Source organism: Radiobacillus sp. PE A8.2, from assembly GCF_045635475.1.
GTDB lineage: Bacteria > Bacillota > Bacilli > Bacillales > Amphibacillaceae > JBJGXI01.
The window spans coordinates 26,859-46,301 of record NZ_JBJGXI010000045.1 but is presented as its reverse complement, the minus strand read 5'-3'; the positions used below and the strand labels follow the sequence as shown (position 1 = coordinate 46,301).

Annotated in this window: 17 protein-coding genes; 1 reads left to right on the top strand and 16 read right to left on the bottom strand. The window is 38.2% G+C overall.

What is annotated here, in order from left to right; all coding sequences use genetic code 11:
- Nucleotides 1-66 precede the first annotated feature (66 nt).
- The 13 genes from sdaAA to ACI6MV_RS19630 all read right to left on the bottom strand — a co-directional run bounded on the left by sdaAA (nt 67) and on the right by ACI6MV_RS19630 (nt 14,123).
- The gene (sdaAA, locus tag ACI6MV_RS19690) at nt 67-954 is read right to left on the bottom strand and encodes an L-serine ammonia-lyase, iron-sulfur-dependent, subunit alpha (protein ID WP_407272028.1); all 888 of its coding nucleotides are present in this window, start codon (nt 952-954) and stop codon (nt 67-69) included.
- A 54-nt stretch (nt 955-1,008) separates the two neighbouring features.
- Entirely contained in the window at nt 1,009-1,671 is a 663-nt protein-coding gene (gene sdaAB / locus ACI6MV_RS19685; RefSeq protein ID WP_407272027.1) for an L-serine ammonia-lyase, iron-sulfur-dependent subunit beta, read from the bottom strand.
- A gap of 58 nt (nt 1,672-1,729) precedes the next feature.
- The gene (locus tag ACI6MV_RS19680) at nt 1,730-2,902 is read right to left on the bottom strand and encodes a M20 family metallopeptidase (RefSeq protein ID WP_407272026.1); all 1,173 of its coding nucleotides are present in this window, start codon (nt 2,900-2,902) and stop codon (nt 1,730-1,732) included.
- A gap of 26 nt (nt 2,903-2,928) precedes the next feature.
- Nucleotides 2,929-4,122, bottom strand: coding sequence for an ornithine--oxo-acid transaminase (locus ACI6MV_RS19675; protein WP_407272030.1), 1,194 nt, complete (start codon nt 4,120-4,122; stop codon nt 2,929-2,931).
- 43 nt (nt 4,123-4,165) lie between these two features.
- A complete protein-coding gene (locus tag ACI6MV_RS19670) occupies nt 4,166-5,233 on the bottom strand; it encodes a dihydrodipicolinate synthase family protein (protein ID WP_407272025.1) in 1,068 nt (355 codons plus the stop codon).
- 1 nt (nt 5,234) lies between these two features.
- The gene (locus tag ACI6MV_RS19665) at nt 5,235-6,251 is read right to left on the bottom strand and encodes an NAD-dependent epimerase/dehydratase family protein (RefSeq protein WP_407272029.1); all 1,017 of its coding nucleotides are present in this window, start codon (nt 6,249-6,251) and stop codon (nt 5,235-5,237) included.
- Nucleotides 6,252-6,485: 234 nt separating this feature from the next.
- Nucleotides 6,486-7,892 carry a sulfatase family protein gene (locus tag ACI6MV_RS19660; RefSeq protein WP_407272024.1) on the bottom strand — a complete coding sequence of 469 codons (1,407 nt, stop codon included), beginning with the start codon at nt 7,890-7,892 and terminating at the stop codon, nt 6,486-6,488.
- Between the two features lie 65 nt (nt 7,893-7,957).
- On the bottom strand, nt 7,958-8,572 hold the full coding sequence (locus tag ACI6MV_RS19655; protein ID WP_407272023.1) for a DUF1961 family protein: 615 nt from the start codon (nt 8,570-8,572) through the stop codon (nt 7,958-7,960).
- A 24-nt stretch (nt 8,573-8,596) separates the two neighbouring features.
- Nucleotides 8,597-9,589 (bottom strand): hydroxyacid dehydrogenase, encoded by a 993-nt coding sequence (locus ACI6MV_RS19650; RefSeq protein ID WP_407272022.1) that lies wholly within the window; start codon nt 9,587-9,589, stop codon nt 8,597-8,599.
- 52 nt (nt 9,590-9,641) lie between these two features.
- Nucleotides 9,642-10,607, bottom strand: a complete 966-nt coding sequence (locus tag ACI6MV_RS19645; RefSeq protein WP_407272021.1) for a GNAT family N-acetyltransferase — start codon at nt 10,605-10,607, stop codon at nt 9,642-9,644.
- Nucleotides 10,604-11,533 carry a Gfo/Idh/MocA family protein gene (locus tag ACI6MV_RS19640; RefSeq protein ID WP_407272020.1) on the bottom strand — a complete coding sequence of 310 codons (930 nt, stop codon included), beginning with the start codon at nt 11,531-11,533 and terminating at the stop codon, nt 10,604-10,606. Before ACI6MV_RS19640 ends, ACI6MV_RS19645 begins: the two co-directional genes overlap by 4 nt.
- A 22-nt stretch (nt 11,534-11,555) precedes the next feature.
- Nucleotides 11,556-12,494 (bottom strand): carbon-nitrogen hydrolase family protein, encoded by a 939-nt coding sequence (locus ACI6MV_RS19635; protein WP_407272019.1) that lies wholly within the window; start codon nt 12,492-12,494, stop codon nt 11,556-11,558.
- Between the two features lie 177 nt (nt 12,495-12,671).
- Nucleotides 12,672-14,123 (bottom strand): sulfatase family protein, encoded by a 1,452-nt coding sequence (locus ACI6MV_RS19630; RefSeq protein WP_407272018.1) that lies wholly within the window; start codon nt 14,121-14,123, stop codon nt 12,672-12,674.
- Between the two features lie 239 nt (nt 14,124-14,362).
- On the opposite strand from ACI6MV_RS19630, the gene ACI6MV_RS19625 reads away from it, so the two are divergent.
- Nucleotides 14,363-15,691, top strand: a complete 1,329-nt coding sequence (locus ACI6MV_RS19625; RefSeq protein ID WP_407272017.1) for a GGDEF domain-containing protein — start codon at nt 14,363-14,365, stop codon at nt 15,689-15,691.
- A gap of 317 nt (nt 15,692-16,008) precedes the next feature.
- Here ACI6MV_RS19625 and ACI6MV_RS19620 read toward each other — a convergent pair whose 3' ends face one another.
- From ACI6MV_RS19620 to ACI6MV_RS19610, 3 genes are all read right to left on the bottom strand, one after another.
- Complete coding sequence (locus tag ACI6MV_RS19620) at nt 16,009-17,037, bottom strand: dienelactone hydrolase family protein (protein WP_407272016.1); 1,029 nt, start codon at nt 17,035-17,037, stop codon at nt 16,009-16,011.
- Nucleotides 17,038-17,065: 28 nt separating this feature from the next.
- Nucleotides 17,066-18,298, bottom strand: a complete 1,233-nt coding sequence (locus tag ACI6MV_RS19615) for an aspartate aminotransferase family protein (RefSeq protein ID WP_407272015.1) — start codon at nt 18,296-18,298, stop codon at nt 17,066-17,068.
- A gap of 388 nt (nt 18,299-18,686) precedes the next feature.
- On the bottom strand, nt 18,687-19,340 hold the full coding sequence (locus ACI6MV_RS19610) for a YesL family protein (protein ID WP_407272014.1): 654 nt from the start codon (nt 19,338-19,340) through the stop codon (nt 18,687-18,689).
- Between the last annotated feature and the right edge of the window lie 103 nt (nt 19,341-19,443).

Sequence of the window (19,443 nt, the reverse complement as noted above, 5' to 3'; positions counted from 1 at the left end):
ACTAAGTTAAAACCAGAATCATTAATCTATTTGGCCGTTGATAATGACAGATTTGATAATTAATCTCTATCTATGCCTTTCACTAGACAATCCAAAAATTTTATTTGCCAATGCTCGGCCAGTAGGAGTAGCCGCTAATCCGCCTTCTCCTGTTTCTCTTAATGCACTCGGCATCGTTTTACCGATGCGATACATCGCACCGATTACTTCATCACATGGGATTCTACTTGTAACTCCCGCCAAAGCCATGTCAGCAGAAACAATCGCATTAGATGCACCAGCAGCATTTCTTTTTACACAAGGAACCTCTACTAAACCAGCTACAGGATCACACACTAATCCGAGCATGTTCTTTAGTGTAATGGCGAACGCTTCTGCACTTTGTTGCGGCTTACCTCCTGCCATTTCAACGATAGCTGCCGAAGCCATCGCTGCAGCAGAGCCTACTTCTGCCTGACATCCACCTGTTGCACCAGAAATAAACGCATTATTTGCAACAACATATCCAAAAGCCCCTGACGTAAATAAATAACGGATCATTTGCTCTCGCGTTGGATTTAATTGTTCCTTAACCGCAAATAAAGTACCAGGTACACATCCTGCACTACCTGCTGTTGGCGTAGCACATATCGTGCCCATTGCCGCATTTACTTCATTTGTTGCTACTGCTTTGCTTACGGCATCTAATAAGAGATTACCAGATAAAGGTTGTTTTTCCTTCATATACCTCTGAAGTAAAACGGCATCTCCACCAGTTAAACCAGAATGGGAGGACACCCCTTTTAATCCTTCTTCGATAGCATCTTCCATTACTGTAAGATTCTTTTCCATCTGTTCCATTACTTGTTCTCTTGATACTTCTCGAACATCAACTTCTCTTCGAATCATTACTTCTGATATGGAAATACCTTCCGTCTCAGCGAGTTGAACTAATTCAGCTACATTCCTAAACAAAAGTATCATCTCCCTTTCTTGGACACAAAGTTTAAAGTGCACATAGGAATCATGTCAGTCAATTATCTTGGCAATCTGTAATATATAATCTGATTCAGCCAATTCTTTCTCTACACCTTCACTCACATTTTGATCGATCTCTATGATCATTAACGCATCCTTGCCAACATCTTTCCGAGATACTTCCATACGACCTATATTTATTTCATGCTTTGCTAATATTTGTGTAACAGACGCAATTGCACCAAATCGATCATTATGAAGCACAAGAATAGCTGGATGATTCCCAGACAAATTGAGTTTAAAACCATTCAATTCTGTAATCTCTACTTTTCCTCCCCCAATGGACATACCAACAAGTTCGAATTCTTCCTTGCTATTTCCAAGTTGGATCCGCGCTGTATTTGGATGATCCGTTGATGCTTCATCTTGATAAAAATCAACAACAATACCTTTATCTTTAGCTATATCTAAAGACTTACCTATTCTCGGGTCATCTGTATCAAAGCCGAGGATTCCTCCGACAATTGCAACATCAGTACCATGTCCTTTATACGTTTTAGCAAATGATTCATATAAATAAACTTTCACCCATGTTGGCTTTTTCCCAAAAAGTGTGCTTGCTGCTTTGCCTATTCTAGCAGCACCTGCCGTATGTGAACTTGAAGGGCCAATCATTACTGGCCCAATAATATCAAAAACAGACTTGTATTTCATGTGACCACCTCCTTTGTGATTACATCTAACAACTGTTTTTAAAAATAAATTATAGAAACTACGAACCTTTTACATTAGTACGAAATTCTTCTTTAATTTCATTTAATAATTTCGGATCATTGTAAATATCGAAGCCTGTGTAAGCTAATACTTTTGCACCTAAGCTTAACGTTTGCATACCCGCATCACTTCCTACTGCATCACGAAATTCTTCTGTGTGAGGTAAATATGGAGAATCCGGCACCTTAACATATGGATGTATGGCAGGCACTTTATGACTGACATTCCCCAGATCAGTAGAACCCCCTCCTCTTTTTTCTCTTATCTCAGATTCAGAGACTCCAAATAACTGCAAGTTTTTCGTATATATGTTGGAAAGAGCTTGGTTCGTTATTAAATTATCGAAGCCAAGTTCATAGTTTGATATTTCTAATGTACATCCAGTAGCTAGTGCAGCTGCGTTTGCACAATTTTTAACTTTATTCACAAGCTCAATTAGTGTCTCAGTCGTTTCTCTACGAACATAAAATCGAGTTTGTGTGTGATTCGGAATTAGATTCGGCGCTTCTCCACCTTTAGAAATAATTCCGTGAATTCTCGCATCGCTTGGAATTTGCTGTCTAAGCGCATTTATATTATTAAACGTAAGGATAGCTGCATCCAGTGCATTAATTCCTTTATCAGGATTTGATGCAGCATGTGCACTCTTTCCGAAAAAATCGAACTGTAATGCTTCCAAAGCCAAAGAAGTACCACTTTTCAAGTGATATTGTGATGGGTGCACCATCATCGCTACATCTACATCATTAAAATAACCTTGTTCCGCAATGGTTACCTTACCTCCACTTGTTTCCTCAGCAGGAGTTCCGATTACAACAATTTTTCCACCCTTCTCATCAACGATACCGGTTAGCGCTAGTCCTGCAGCTAAACTCATGATTCCAATTAAGTTATGACCGCAAGCATGCCCTATAGGGAGTGCATCATATTCACACAAATAGGCAATGGTAGGTCCCGGCTTGTTTGAATCGTAAATACCTCGAAAGGCAGTGGGAAGACCAGCAATTCCTTTCTCAACATGAAAGCCACCAATTTCTAATTCATCAGCAATCCACTTGCTTGCTTTAAACTCTTGGTGGCCTAACTCTGGGTTTTCCCAAATTTGTTTACTTAGCTTTTCAAATTTTTGTTTATTTTCATCGATATAGGACAAAATATTTTCCTTTGTCAAAAAATCACTCCTCCTAGCGATCTGAGTTATTTGGATAGCACTTGAATAATCTTATTAATAGCCCAGTCAAGATCCTCTTGTGCTATGACAAGTGGAGGTGCAAAGCGTATTACATTTTCGTGTGTCTCTTTGCAAAGAAGACCCTTTTCTTTTAGTTTTTCACAATAAGGCCGTGCAGGTTCATGTAATTCGACACCAACAAATAAACCTCTACCACGCACTTCTTTAATCATAGGGTTTTTTATCTCATTCAATTTGCTAATTAGATAGTTTCCCAGCTTTAACGAACGTTCAACTAACTGTTCCTGTTCGATCACTTGTAGTGAAGCAACTGCAACGGCACATGCAAGAGGGTTTCCTCCAAATGTCGAACCGTGTGACCCTGGATTAAACACGCCTAAAACATCCTTATTAGCAACAACGCAAGATATCGGCATCACACCTCCACCGAGCGCTTTTCCTAGTATATACATATCAGGCTTTACCTGCTCCCAATCACAAGCAAACAGTTTACCCGAACGTCCAAGCCCTGATTGTATCTCATCAGCAATAAACAGGACATTTTCTTGTTTACATATTTTATTTGCTTCTTTTAGGAATCCTTCTGGTGGAATAATAACACCAGCCTCACCCTGGATTGGTTCAATTAGAAAAGCTGCAGTATTTGGAGTGATAGCAGCTTTCAATGCTTCAATGTCACCATAAGGGATTATTTTAATACCTGGTAGCATTGGACCAAAAGATCGCTTGTTATCTAGATCCGTTGACAAGGATACTGCTGTCATCGTTCTCCCGTGAAAATTGCCTTCACACGCAATAATTTCTGCATGATCTTGTAATACACCTTTCTTATCATAGGCCCATCTTCTCGCTGCCTTCACAGCTGTTTCCACTGCTTCTGCACCTGTATTCATCGGAAGAACCATATCTTTTTCCGTTAATGTTGCTACTTTTTGGTAGAATGGAGCAAGCTGATCGTTATGAAAGGCACGAGATGTTAATGTAACGCGATCTGCCTGTTTTTTTAATGCCTCTATAATTTTAGGATGTCTGTGCCCCTGATTCACTGCTGAATATGCACTTAACATATCCATATATCGATTGCCTTCTGGGTCTTTTACCCAGGCGCCATCCGCTTCTGAGATGACAATCGGAAGCGGATGATAGTTGTTAGCACCAAAATTTGACGTTTGATTTATGATTTCTTCAGATTGATTCATTAATGTCAATTCACATTCCTCCCTCGTGCTTTCTACCAAAAGGTTAGGACAGCCACTTTGCGAGATTATCTCTTACAAAATTATCATCATTCAAGTGCGGATAATCATTATAAACTCGTTCTATTTCTTCCAACTGTCCGGGAGATAATTCTTCATTAGGATTGAGGCACCAACGTCCTTGTAGGAGTCCTTGCCTTCGCAATACTTCATGTATTCCAGGAATACACCCTTCAAAATGGTGTGCTGGATCAAAAAACGCTGCGTTAGAATCGGTTACTTCAATATTCCTGCTAAGTAATTCGGCAGGAATATATTCTTTGTTTTTTCGTGCTTTTTTTATTTCTTCAAATAAATCTACTGCCTTTTTTGTCCAACAAGCCCAATGTCCGAGCAAACCACCGACAATCTCTTTGCTAATGATCTCACCGTTAACGTTTATATTGAAAGTAGTAAGTAAATCAGCAACAATATTATCATCATTACCTGTGTATAATACGATGTCATCTCTTCGGCTAGAATGACAAACCGCTCTCACTACATCTATCGTTTGATAACGATTAAAAGGAGCCATTTTTATTGCCATTACACCAGGAATGTCTGCAAATGCCTTCCAAAACTCATAACTTAGTATTCTACCGCCAACTGATGGTTGCAGATAAAAACCAAAGACAGGAATGATCGATGCAATTTCTTCCACTCGTTGAATCAATTGTTCTTCTGACCAATCTTGCAACCCACCCATACTCACAAGTCCAAGATCGTATCCAAGATCTGCCGCTAGTTTCGCTTCAGAAATTGCCTGTTCCGTTGGGCCACATATCCCTGCAATCTTTATAAACGGACGAGAAAGGTTTGCATTTTCCACCTCTTCAGCAGCCATTCGTAATACTGGCTCAAGTAAATTAACTTCTGGATCTCTAATTTCAAATTGTGTCGAATGAACACCAACTGCAATGCCCCCTGCTCCAGCATCCATATAATATCGCGTTAACGCTCGTTGATGACGTTCATCTAATCTACGTGATTCATCTAATGCTAAAGGGTGGGCAGGAATGACGGTACCTTCATTTAACAGTTTCTTTTTATCGGAGTCTAATAGGTTTGCAGACATATTAAAACTCTCCTTTTCTTTCTTGGAAATGCGTAGGTTTATTTAATGTTGCCCCGCCATCTTTCACCCAACTTCCAGTCCACTCAATCATCTCTCTTAAACTAACACTTGGATAACCGAACAAGCGGTGTGATTCAGAAGCATTATTTAATAAAGCTGTATCTTGCTCTTCGCCTACAAATACTGGTTCAACGTTTAACAATTCACCAAATTCTTTTGCGAGCCAGCGAACCGATACCGTTTCAGGACCTGTAACATTTAATATACGTGGAGGATTTTCGCAAATACCTAGAGATCGGATTGCCATTTCATTTGCATCGCCTTGCCAAATTACATTGACATGACCCATGTGTAAGTCAATTGGCTTTTTGTCTTTCACAGCATTGGCAATTTCCAATAACACCCCGTATCGCATGTCAATTGCATAACAGAGTCTAAATTGAACTAAAGGAATGTTATATTGATGAGAAAAATGTTCGAATATGCGTTCACGCCCTAAGCAAGATTGTGCATATTCCCCAATTGGCCCTGGCGATTGATCTTCTGAAGCACCGCCAAAGAAAACTGGCGTAAGCGGGTATACATTCCCTGTAGAAAAGGATACAATACGAGAATTACGATACTTATTTGCAACCCGCCCCGGTAAGTAGGTATTCATTGCCCAAGTAAAATACTCTCGTCCAGATGTTCCAAATTTCGTTCCCGCCATATAAATGACATTTTTAACTTCGGGAAGTTGCTTAAGCTCCTCTTCATTAAGAAGATCGGCAACGATAGTTTCCACTCCATGGTTTTCTAAATCTACTCTCACTTCTTCAGACGAAAAACGAGATACACCAATAACACGTTTACTAATACCAGCTTGGTCAATTGCTTTTTTAGCAAGTTTTGCTAAACTCGGACCCATTTTCCCTCCTACCCCAAGAATAATAATATCTCCATCTAACTTAGCAATATCATCAACTAAATTTTTAGAAGGTTCTGTCAACTTAGTTTCTAACTCTTCAATAGTCCTCATCATCATTTTCTCCCCCTGTAAAAAAATAGTACCTATTCCTATCCTACTTTAGGTACCATTAAAAGACAAGTCTTTAAAACGTCTTTTAATGTTCATAAATAAAAGTGTTCAAAATACGCTATTTGAATTAGTAACGATCATTTACTACCTCGCAAAACTTCAAATTGTCTATGATAGAGTCTCTTTTAAAAATCGTATCCTCTGTTTATCATTGGGCACTTTTGACACTCTGCTTTAATCAAAGTCTTCTACTTTTTCTTTGATTTGATAAAGTTCTGTTTTTAATGCTTCTACTGTCTCTTGATATCTAGGATGAGCGTACACATTGTTCAACTCTTGAGGGTCCTTTTTTAGGTCAAATAGTTCCCACTCTGGTGGTTGTGGGTCATCAATAGCTCCTGTTGCATCCAATGCTTCTCCATAATAATAAATGAGCTTGTATCTTTCTGTTCTTATACCATAGTGAGATGTCACAGCATGTTGAGCCATATGCATCCAATAGCGATAGTACATAGATGTTTGCCAATCCTCTGGAGTTTCTCCTTCCATTATTGGGAGCAAACTTCTACCTTGCATAGTTTCAGGAATAGAGGCTCCTGCATAATCAATAAATGTCTCCGCAAAGTCGACATTTATAGCGATAGCGTCTGTAACACTACCCGGTTTAATTTTTCTTGGGTAACGTACGATAAAAGGCATTCGTAATGACTCTTCATACATAAATCGTTTATCGTACCATCCGTGATCTCCTAGAAAGAACCCTTGATCAGATGTATAAACGATCATTGTATCCTCGGATAATCCGGCTTCATCAAGGTAATCAAGTAACCGTCCGACATTATCATCAATGGATGCTACACATCGCAAATAATCTTTGATGTAACGTTGATACTTCCAACTCTTTAATTCTTGTGGAGAGAGGTTTTCCGGTGGATCAATCTTGTAATCTTTTTTCGTCAGATGATTCTCTACTGTCATTTCCGCAATTTTCGCTGCATTAGAACGATTTTGATAATTATCATGAAATGTCTCTGGCTCCGGAATATCTACATCTTCATACATATCCGCGTGCTTTTCATCAGGTAACCATGGTCTATGTGGTGCTTTATGGTGACACATTAACATAAATGGTGCGACTTCTTTAGACCTATTCTTCAACCAGTCTATCGATATATCAGTAGTAATATCAGTTACATAGCCCTCATGCTGCTTTTCTTGTCCGTTTTCAATGAATGTTGGATTAAAATAATTTCCTTGACCAGGAAGTACATTCCAATAATCAAAGCCTGTTGGATCATGAACATCTCCATGCCCTAAATGCCACTTACCTACTATCGCAGTTTCATATCCAGACCTCTGTAGTACCTTGGGGAAATTTTCAAGTCGTCCGTCGAGATCGTCTCGAAGCGTCTTTACACCGTTCTTATGATTGTATAATCCGGTTAATATCGTTGCCCTACTCGGGGCACAAATCGAATTGGTACAAAAACAATTATCAAATCTGATCCCCTCTTCAGCAATTCGATCGATATTTGGCGTCTTATTTATACGACTTCCATAACAACTCATCGCATGTGCAGCATGGTCATCACTCATAATAAATATAATATTCGGTCTTTTTTCATCATTTTTAATACTCATATAAATGCCTCCTATTTATAATTAGTATTCTTTCATCCATCTCTTCAGATAGATAGATTGTTTATCTATATCAAAGCATACACGCTAAAATTCTTTACACTTAAATGCGTTTTCCACGTTCGAAACCCTATAGATCCACTCGTATAAGGCTTCGAATCAGTATACTTATGCACAGTCTGACCATTAATCTTACATTCTATTTCACCGTTACATACGGAAATTTCAATTACGTATTTCTTACTTACTTTCGCCTTCAAGCTTGCTTCTTCAGATAAAATAACAAAACCCGGGTCTTTCCTTAGCCTAGACCAACCTATAGCCTTTTTAATGCCGGGAACGTCACCAGTGAATGTAAAAATATACGTATTACAGTTCTGATGATACGCTGCATAATTACCACTATGCTTTTCTGACAGAATATTTTTATCATTTAACGTTTTAGCCATAAAAAATAAATTCAAATTGTTTGCAAATTCCGGCTCTAACGCCTCTGTGACATAAGTTATATAGATGTTTCCATGAAAAGTTTTATTAAGCCATACTGTTAAACCTTTACCTTCTATATCGTTAAGGAACAATTTCCCATTCGAGATCTTGTATTTCCCTTCTCCTTCGAGCACAAAATCACCAGTATCACATGTAAATGAATTTTTGTACAACAATTCCTTCTTATATTCCATATGGTACACCCTCTTTATTCTTCGTTATGCAATAACATCCATATCTTCTTGTTTTACTTCTCCATCCATTTGTTGACCTGCTTCAAACAATTTTATCTCATTAATGACATATTGAGCTAGACGATGTAGTCCGTTCGTTATCGCACCTGCAATGTGAGGTGTTAATACTACATTTGGCAATGTTCTAAAAGGGTGACCCGGCGCTGGCGGTTCTGGATCTGTCACATCTATACAAGCAAATAACCTTCCCTTACTTAGCTCTGACACTAAGGCATCTTCATCTATAATGGTTCCTCGAGCTGTGTTTATGAGAATCGCATCATCCTTCATGATTGCTAGCTTTTCTTGATTGATCATTTTGTACGTAGCGGGTATGTCCGGGGCATGAATAGATACAACATCGGATTTTCCTAATAGTTCATCCAACTCTACCTTAATCGCTCCCATAGCACTTGCCTGTGCTTTGGTTATTATAGGGTCGTACAATAACACGTCTACGTCAAAGCTTTGTAGCAGCTTTATATAATGCCCACCAGCCTTACCTGCCCCAATCACTCCAATGGTGACATCATAAACTTCTCTTATATTTGTCCCTAGACTCCATTCACCGTTTTTTGTACTTTCATTAAGCCTCCACATATCTTTTAACGATGCTATCGTCATTCCTAACGCAGTCTCTCCAACCCCTTGTCCCATAGCGGTACTACCGCTTGATACTCGAATGCCCCTCTCCCACAACTCAGGGGTTACAATTCCTTTGACAGTTCCTGCTGCATGCAGAACTACTTCTAGATTAGGTGCCATATCTAGAATCTCCTTCGTAAGCTTCGGACATCCCCATGAAGTGATTGCAATATTTGCATCTTTGATTAATTCCTTCAACTTCTCAGCATCAGGATTCCTATGTTCACCATTCATCACAACCTCCCCCATAGCACGGAGTTGATCTAAGTGCTTCGTAGTAAATACCCTATTGATTTGACGTTTACTTTGCAACAGCACAATCTTCTTGTCCAACTCATACATCCCCATTTGTATTTAAAATTAATTTTATAAAGCGTTTTCATTATTATTCGCTGCGTTTTTTTGAATATCGGTTATAGCTCTTCCATATAGTAAAGCCTAATTTCATGTAAAAATCAGTTTTTAATGTCCAGTCAATCACAACTTTTTCAATACCACGTAATTGCAAGAAGAATATACCCGCTTCTACTACAGCAAGACCATACCCATTACCTCGATAATCATCAGCTATTCCAAGTGGTCCGACACCACCTAACTCATCCTCATACAATAGCGACCATAAGATGTTGCCTCCAACAGTTGGGGACTTCGAATCATTTACACGACAAAATCCAATTATCTCACTGTCCTTAAATACACCAACAAATTCACGTCCAGATCCATTATCTTCAAAATAGCGCTTAGCCTCATATTCCCATCTACCAGGAAAGTTTTGATGTAAAAAGGATAATAAATCGCCTTGGTCACTCTGATCAAGCAATCGAAATGTCACATCTTTAAAGCTGGGAAGTTGCATTTTTTCCTTCTCGTTATAATCATTGAACAGGTCATAACATGGTTGAGCAGGTATATACCCTTTTTTTTCAAACCAGGATTTCGTATCCGTGTACTGTGTCGGAATGCCCGGAAAGTAGTGTTTTAAACTACCTGCTACATCCATCTGTTGAACTCCCGTTTGTTGCAAGGCGTCCTCCGCCATAGCAAGCAAAGTACTACCTATCCCTTTGTTTCGATATTCACGATCAACAAGCAGCACTTGAATCCAACCAATGTTAGGATCTAATGCAACGTCACACTTTTGATCCTGAAATCGCTTGGCCACGATAAAACCTACTATTTGATCGGTTTCTTCGTCAATTGCGACCAACGACCCTGCCTTAACAACATTTACGTCCTCTACACTACATTCCTTAAATAAGGAAGTACTGATTGGAAATTCTTCACCAATTTCTTTATTCCACAACCTGCAAATTTTATCAACGTCATGGTTATTTAACGATTTGTACCTCATGCTTTGTTCCCTCCAAGCTTTTGTCTTCGATAATTATCTGCAAATCGCATGCCATCGTAGCCAGGGTCATTAAAGGCTATATCTTTTAAGAATATTCTATCACCATTCTTCTGCCATGAAATCTTTGCTGCAATTGCGGCTAATTCAACTTCAATAAGTGATTCTAATGAAACAGTTGCTGGTGCGTCACCAGCTAAATAGGGTAATACTGTTTCTAGCATCGGTTTATACAATTGTTTATTATCAACTTGAAAATGGGAAACATCTTTTTCTGTTACTGCTGTTGCATAAAATGGTAAGTATCCCTTCGTCTTACCAATACTAACCATCCCTCTCCGTCCATCCATCCAAGTAATTTCTATTTGTTTTTGAATACGAGTTCCTAAGTAACGAACGCTCTCTATTCCTGGGCCTAATATACCATGTAAAAGGGAGTATGCATGAATGCCGTAATTATATTCATCGGTTGAACACCCCACAGATGTATATATGAGATCGTTAGGACTATGGCCACTTAACCACTCATTTACTTCATTAACATACCTTAAAGCTGAACCACCCGTGATGCGAGCACCTTGAGATTCCCATTCAAGTAGTTGATGCAAATCTTTGATATTTCCTGCCATTGGTTTATCAATTAATACAGCCTTTCCTGCTTCAACAAATGGTCGTGCTCTTTCGATATGCAAGTCCCAGTTACAGCTGTGGATAATTGCCACATCAATATTTTCAGCCATTTCATCCAATGATGTATAAACTTTATTTATCCCATATTCAGCGGCAAATTCAGCATCGTAACCTTCAGGATAAACAGTACCACTATCATAAACACCAATAACTTCATGTCCCATAGACAGTAATAAAGGGAGCCACACCTTTGGATGAGAAGTATCCAAGTCAACCATACCTATTTGAAGTTTCTTCAATAATAAGTCTCCTTTCTATTGTTTAGCTTTCCATGTGTTCTTTGGCGCTTTGGATCGATCTATTAAAATAGTCATCTACTAATTCTAAGCCGTACTCTTTAATCAAGTCTTCCACAGAAAATTCATCTGTTTCACTAGAAACTAGTACAGCACCTAAATAACCTGGATCAGAAATCTTGATCTTCGGACCATATTTTTTCTTCATTTCGTTGAATTTTTTGCGATGGTTATCAATATGAATCACTTCACAGTCTAAATTAACCGTAGTAGTGACGAATGTATGATAATTTGTTGTGGAAGCAATTTCTTGACCTACAGGTGAAAGAATCGGGCTATGTACCTTATTACCAATAGAACCCACGAAGTGAGTTCGACAAGAATATGCCCAGTATTCCTGCATCATACCTCCGTGATACGTTGAAGAAAACACTATCACATCTGGTTTTGCGTTAGCATATTTCTCTCGTATTTGTTCAAAGTTTAGATCAAAACAGATTGTTAAACCAACACGACCAAAATCACAGTCAACAACGGTTATATCCTTACCGCTTAGTATGCCTGATTTATTTTCACCTATCGTAGGAAAATTCTTGTTATAGGTTCCCTTTATTTCTCCCTGCCTATCAATGAGCTGCGTTGAATTTAACCAAGTGTCCTCGCCCATATATCGTGTTGCCGAATAAGCAATATAGCAGTTATGCTCCTTTGCAACATCAGATAACCAATCTAGTATTCTATTACCTCTAACCTTATAAAATTCCCTTCTATCTGCCTTTGGAAAATTTATAGGCATATCACAATTCTCGGGAAGAACGATCAAGTCAGGTTGATCAGGTAGCACCTGATCTATTTCACCTCGTAAATAGGTAATCATGTCGTCTACGCCTTCTTCAAACGAACGATTTGGATCCAGTGAATGATATTTCATGGATAATGTACTAATCTTTGCATTTCTAACCATGTTATCCTTCTCCTTTATCTTTTTCCTACACTTTTCTAGTTTTTTATTTGATATCGTGCAATCAATTCCGTAATTCTCATTCAAATTAACTAATCCACCATGAATCATAGGACCTTTTCCACAGGATCATCCGCTAAAAAATCGGTCCGTACTTTTCATCTTACTAATTTATAAGTACTAATCTTTTCCAATTGCTGCTGCCGGGCCGACATCAGCGACTGCAATCGTCGCATATGGGTTAAAGATAATATCTTCTGCATTGGCTGCCTCTTGCCAGAATTTTTTAAGGAGAGCAATCTTTATTTCCTGCATACTTTCTACTTCAGCGAGATTATTCATTTCCAATGGATCGTTTCTAAGATCATAAAGTTCATCGACAGCAGTAGGGTTATATACGAGTTTATAATTCTTAGTACGAACAATTCGCTGTGAATAGTAAATTTCCACACCGTTACACTGTGTATATACCGCATCTCTCCATTCCTTTGGATCTATATTGTTGATCCAAGGCACAAGACTTCTCCCCATTATTTCTTTATTTTTATCAATGCCAGCTAGTTTTAAAAAGGTAGGTGCAAAATCCATGATACTTATCAATTCATTTATTTCTCTACCAGGTTGTTCAATGCCTTTTGGCCAACGCATAATACACGGAATACGATACGTTTCGTCAAAAGGACTCAATCCTTTTAAATATAGACCATGTGCCCCTAAACTTTCGCCATGGTCTGATAAAAACAGTACTAAAGTGTCTTCTGCTTGATTGGTAGATTCCAATTTTTCCATTACTAATCCAAACAAATCATCAACCATTGTACAATAGCCCCAATAATGAGCAATTGATTCTTTCACTTCCTGCTCAGATAATTGGTCCCAAACCTTGCGCATCCGACTATATAAGCCTGGCTTGTTTTCTAAAGAATCATGATAATTTGCAGGGAGTTCAATGTTGTTTGGATCATACATTTTTGCATACTTTTCAGGAACGATAAAAGGGTCATGCGGGCCAAATGTACCTACATACATACACCACGGATCTTTTTGATCCTTTAACTCTCCTAATCTGTCTACAGCTTTTTTCACTACCTGATAGTCTTCCGTTTCCTCTAGTGACTCTGGGTTCGTACCATACAATTGGTAATTCCCCCAACCTGGTCTTACAATTTCTCCAGGCTTTCTCTCTTCGCTTTTGGGTGTATTTTGTCTTTCTCTCCACTGTTCAATGGTGACACCCATATAGGCATCTTTGTTAGCCGTTACCATAAGCTCTTCCCAGCCACGATCTGACGGATTTTCCTCAGCAGAAATATGCCATTTACCTGAGAAATGTAGGCTGTACCCATTCCCCTTTAAATCTTCTGCAAAAGTTGTTACTCCTTCATTTAATTTATGATGGATAGCTGCTGGGTTGGAAACATTATTATAAACTCCATGCTGGGAAGGGTATAATCCGGTCATAAACGAAGCTCTTGAAGGACAACAATGTGCCATCGTGGTGTATGTATGGTTGTACCTGATACCCACTTCGGCTAATTGTTGTAAATTTGGTGTCTGGCAAGGATGATCAGGGTATGTGACAGCATTTTGCTGCTGGTCAGTCATAAAAATTAAAATATTAGGTCTTTTCATTGCAGTTCACTCCTTTTTATTGAGATTACATAAACATTACATTCTTCCTTCATTATATGTAAAAAGAATTATAAAGACGAGTCTATAAATTGTCTTTTAATTAAGTAAGAATTTAACTGCACTTTCAACTTTCATTTGTACGCGCATTAAAGACTAGTCTATTTTATGTCTTTTTAAGTTTACTTTATGTCTTTATAAATTTATAATAGAGATAGATAATAAATAGGAGGAGAATATAAATGCCCAATAGTGACTCACCATCTAATAGCAATCAGATTAAGATTGGAATCATCGGTTCAAAACCTCTTTTAAAAGAAGTAGAATTGACCCTACAATATTTTCCATCCTTTAAGCCCTTCTTTCTCGAACACAACGATGAATTCAACATTTCCGATGAAGTTAAGGAAGCACTTAACGAAGTAGAAATAATTCTTTTCACAGAGTACCATATTTATGAGAGGGTAAAGGATTCTCTAGATACCACAGTGCCAACACAGTACATACCTTTGATTGGTACAGGTCTATACCGCGCCTTATTCAGAATGAGCTATCTGCTTAATGTTAATCAATTCACGATTGACTCCGTATCAAGAAATTATGTGGAGCAAATAATAAATGAGTTAGAAGTATCCAACGTAAACATTAACTATTTTAACAACCATCCGTATACTACACATAAAGAACTGATTGATTTTCATTCTCATGCTTATAATAACGGGACTAGCTTAGGTGCGCTAACCGGTGTGCAGTCTGTTTCTCAGACATTGACTGAACGAAACGTTCCAAATATTTGGGTTACTCCTACAAATCAGGATATTACTGTTTCACTTGAACGAGCACTTTTATCAACAGAAACAAGAAGGAACAAAGAATCTCAAATTGTTGTAGGTCTAATAGATATTGATGAATTTAGAAGAGTAGTTGAAAAGTTTCCATCTGAACATGAGATACAAAAAATGAAACTTGATATTCACGGAATGTTGCTTGATTACGTAAAGCAACTAGATGGACACCTTAGTAGCATTGGAGGTGGAGAATACTTATTCATAACCACTCGAGGAATATTCGAACGAGAAACTAGAGGATACAAGTTTATTCCTCTATTAGAGGACGAAAATAAAACACCTGGTATTTCATTAAGTATTGGGGTTGGATTTGGAAGAACTGCAACAGATGCTGGTACACACGCCCGATTGGCCCTACGCCAATCAAAAGATGCTGGAGGAAATATTTGTTATATCGTTCGGGAAGACAAAAGTGTTCTAGGGCCAGTTGAAATGAGTAATGCAGTTACTTATGAGCTTTCAGTTACAGATAAAGAGTTATTAGAAAAGGCAGAAAAAGCAGGAATGTCAGCAACGTATATGACAAAGTTACTTGCACAAGTAAAACGGTATGACAAAACAGACTACACTGCTTTTGAGTTAGCCTCTGTTTTAGGAATCACCATTAGAAGTGCACATCGTATACTCGCACATTGGGTAGATGCCAACATTGTTGACATCATTGGTGAAGAGAAGCACTCTAGCAAAGGACGACCACGACAAATATACCGTCTTAATTTGTAATGATGAAGAAATAATAAGCTTTAAGAACAATAATTCTGAGAAGATCACAGAGCGCCCGTTTAGTAACGTAGCGACTGGAGCGAATCGACTGCGATAAAGGAATCATGCCCCCCATAGGGGGTATGTCGACGTTGGACGACAAGTCCGCTTTTAGTCGACCTTCCATAAAACCTGAATCGATGATGACTTATCGTAAGGTGATTCGTGAAGTCGCTTAGTTTCTGGCGCTTGGAGCTAGACACATACACATATTTTATCTTGCGAAAAAGCCCCTCACATTGCGGGCTTTTTTTGATGTAATATACTATCTAAAGAATCTACACTTTTAACCACTTATCCAAAAATCCGTAAGCGATCACTCGAATCTCTGGGGGAAAATCATGCGTCCCCGCTCCAATATAAGATCTAAAACGATCCTCATAACCAAGCCATTCATATAATTTGTGCAGCTCATGCATCCCATCACCAACTGCTTTCCAATGTGGGAATATCCAATCACTTTGTGCACTATAGTTAAAGAAAGGAATAGATGCGGTCAATGCAGCTATCTCATGGAATTCAAATGGAACTTGATTCTTTTCTAAATCTGCAGATATTTTAGGCAAGTGAGTATATGGAAATTTTCTGTATCCCCAATGCTGTGGTGCTGGATCCCCTGTAAAAGGACTAAATCCACAACTAGAAACTACAGCTTTTATACGCCTATCCACCCCGGCAAGAAAATACGAATTATATCCTCCAAATGAATGTCCTATCGTTCCAATACGACTAGAATCAACAAACTCAAGACTACACAGTAAATCTACCCCTTGCATATGATCAATTAAATTTTTTCCAACCGTTGACCAGGTTGGATGTTGCTCATAAAACTTTGAGCTATCAAAATGTTGACATCCTTCATAGATTCTCTCACCTGAAGTCAAAGCGTCTGGGGCAAGAACAACATAACCACGAGAAACAAGCTCAATTCCATATTTTCTGTTTTGATCTTTTGGCGGAATTGCTACACGATCTTTCCCAAATGGTCCAGTTGGATGAAGGGCCATGATTGCCGGAACTGGTGAGTGTTTTGGCTTTTGAAATAAAGCATTCGGTATAAGCAAGTACGCTGTAACTTTGTCCTCATAAACTGTATTATATATTATATGCTTGCGCACGTGATCCTCTTCCTGAATCTCAGATACGACTTCATAACTTACAGGAACTCTTGCTGGCAATTCCCCTATATAATCAAACCAAACTTTTCTTATAGCGTTTATTTTTTCGTTCCACTGCTCAACATTCTCTATACCATCTAACAGTCGAGGCATTCCATCTTGATTTAACTTTGACATTTGATATGTCACTTATTTTCCTCCTAGCAATTTATACTTCTTACATTTGGATAAATTTTCGGCACGCATTTTCCAACCGATCCAAAGCTTCTTCAATATCCTTATCTTTATGGCTAAAGTTAACATAGGACACATTATATAATGACACACCGCTATCATATGCCGCCTTGAAGAATGAATTTTTAATCTCATTATCTGCACCAGGTTTTAACGTGAAAGCAACACACGGCCAAAAGCCCTTCAATTGCATCGGAATGTCATACCTTTCAAAAAGGTTATTCATACTACTCCACAATTTTTCTCCTTGTGTCCACAAGTGCTTTACAACATCTTCATTTCGGTATGTTAATAGCGTTGCTTTGGCTGCAGCTAATGATAGTGTTTCTCCAGCAAAGGTAGAAGAAATTGTAACTCCCCCTTTTTCACAAGCAGCCATTACCTCTCTAGATCCTGTGTATACGGAAACTGGCATTCCATTAGCTATCCCTTTACTAAAAACTGAAAGATCAGGCTCAACACCAAAATATTGCTGTGCGCCACCTAAAGCAATCCGAAAGCCAGTAACAATTTCATCAAAGATTAATAAACTACCATGTTTATGTGTGAGATCTCGTATAGCAGGATAAAACGATTTCCCTGAATCCATATCTACATAATCGGCAGCGATAACCACAGCTGCAATGTTGTCATGATATTGTGCAAAAAGTTGCTGTAAACCTTCTATGTCATTCCAATGCGCCTGGTGATATAATGCGCTTATTTGCTTAGGTACTCCAGGAATCAAAGACATTGCTGTTTGTCCTGGAAGCGTTTGTCCTCCTAATGCCAAAGTATTCAACCAGCCGTTGTAACCAATTTGGATAATATGTTCCTTTCCAGTATAATGACGAGCCATCCGCATACAGGCAGCTAGAGCTTCACCACCAGTTTTTAGAAAGCGTGCCTGTTCAGCACTTGGGATGATGTCACAAAGCATTTCCGCCACTTCACATTCCAATGGGTGTGGGTGCCCATACAATATTCCATTAGATAATTGTTCCCGTATAGCATCATCCACTGCAGGAAATTGATATCCAAGCGTAATTGGACCAAGCGCGTTTCGAAAATCAATAAACTCTCGTCCATCAGCATCCCAAACACGGCAACCCTCGCCCTTAACAATTACCCCCGGTTCTTCAGGTAATAATTTAGGAGACTTGGAACAAGTACTACTGCCCCATGGCATAATCTTGTTTAATCGTTCTGTCCATAATTGAGAATTTGACATATCCATTTCCAACCTCCACGTATTTTTTATTTTAGTCTTTTAACCTGTGATGGTCATGCCTGTTGAAAAAACTCGTCCGATTAAAACTAGATGTAAGAGTCAATTTCATATTAACTTATACAGCTATCTGCATCCGCCTATAGTTCGGAGATGGTTTAATCCAACTATTGGTGGATGCAGATAGCTAAAAATCAGTATTGTGAAATTGACTAGTATATTAATTATAATGAAAACCTCAGATAAAGACGAGTCTCTTTTGTGTCTTTTAAGTGTATCTATATCAAGCTATACTATTGAAAGTTTTGACTCTTAAATACGTTCAAGACAATACTTAAAAGGTCAACCCCTTGAATAACAATGGGTTGACCTTTTTGGATTTCACTATAAATGACAGTTAATCCTTAGCTTTCATTTCTTTTTCTTCTTCTTTTTCAAATTGTTTTTGTTGTACTCGATGTAAATAATTCAAAATAATCCACGTCCATACAAAGCATAAAGCACTTCCTCCAAAGAAAGGAATTAAACCCGGTACGGTCATCATGATGAGATAGACTAAATAAGAAGATATTAGCAATAAGACTGTTTGGAGTGGTGCAACAATACTCATTAGAATAGGATATTTTATATATTGGGCAAACGGAAAATCAAAATGTACATATATTGGGAACATGTAGATTAACATGATAAGGAAAACTACTAGTAGGGCCATTAATAACCATTTTAAAATAACAAACGGTAGGCTTCCTGTTGGGATAATTTGCAAATCAACATATAAGATCAGTCCAATAATTACGACTACAAAACCTAATTTGTTTGACTTCTTAAATTCTTTTTTATAATAAGACCAAAACGTTTTAAATACAGGAAGGTCTTCTTCCCCCATTAACCACTTTCTAATTAGTGCGAACATTGCTGTAGTTGCTGGAAAGAAACCAAAAAGAACCAATCCTATAAGAGTAAAACACATCCATAATATATTTACATAAGCTAACTTGAATACCCAATCACTAATACGATAAAATGTACCTGCCCAACCTGTAAATTGCATCTCCTATCCCCCCTCTGTTTTCTATTGTGATTGCTATAAGAACCTATTTAATGACCAATAATATAAAAAACTCTAAAAATCTTCATATGTCCAACTGGTATCT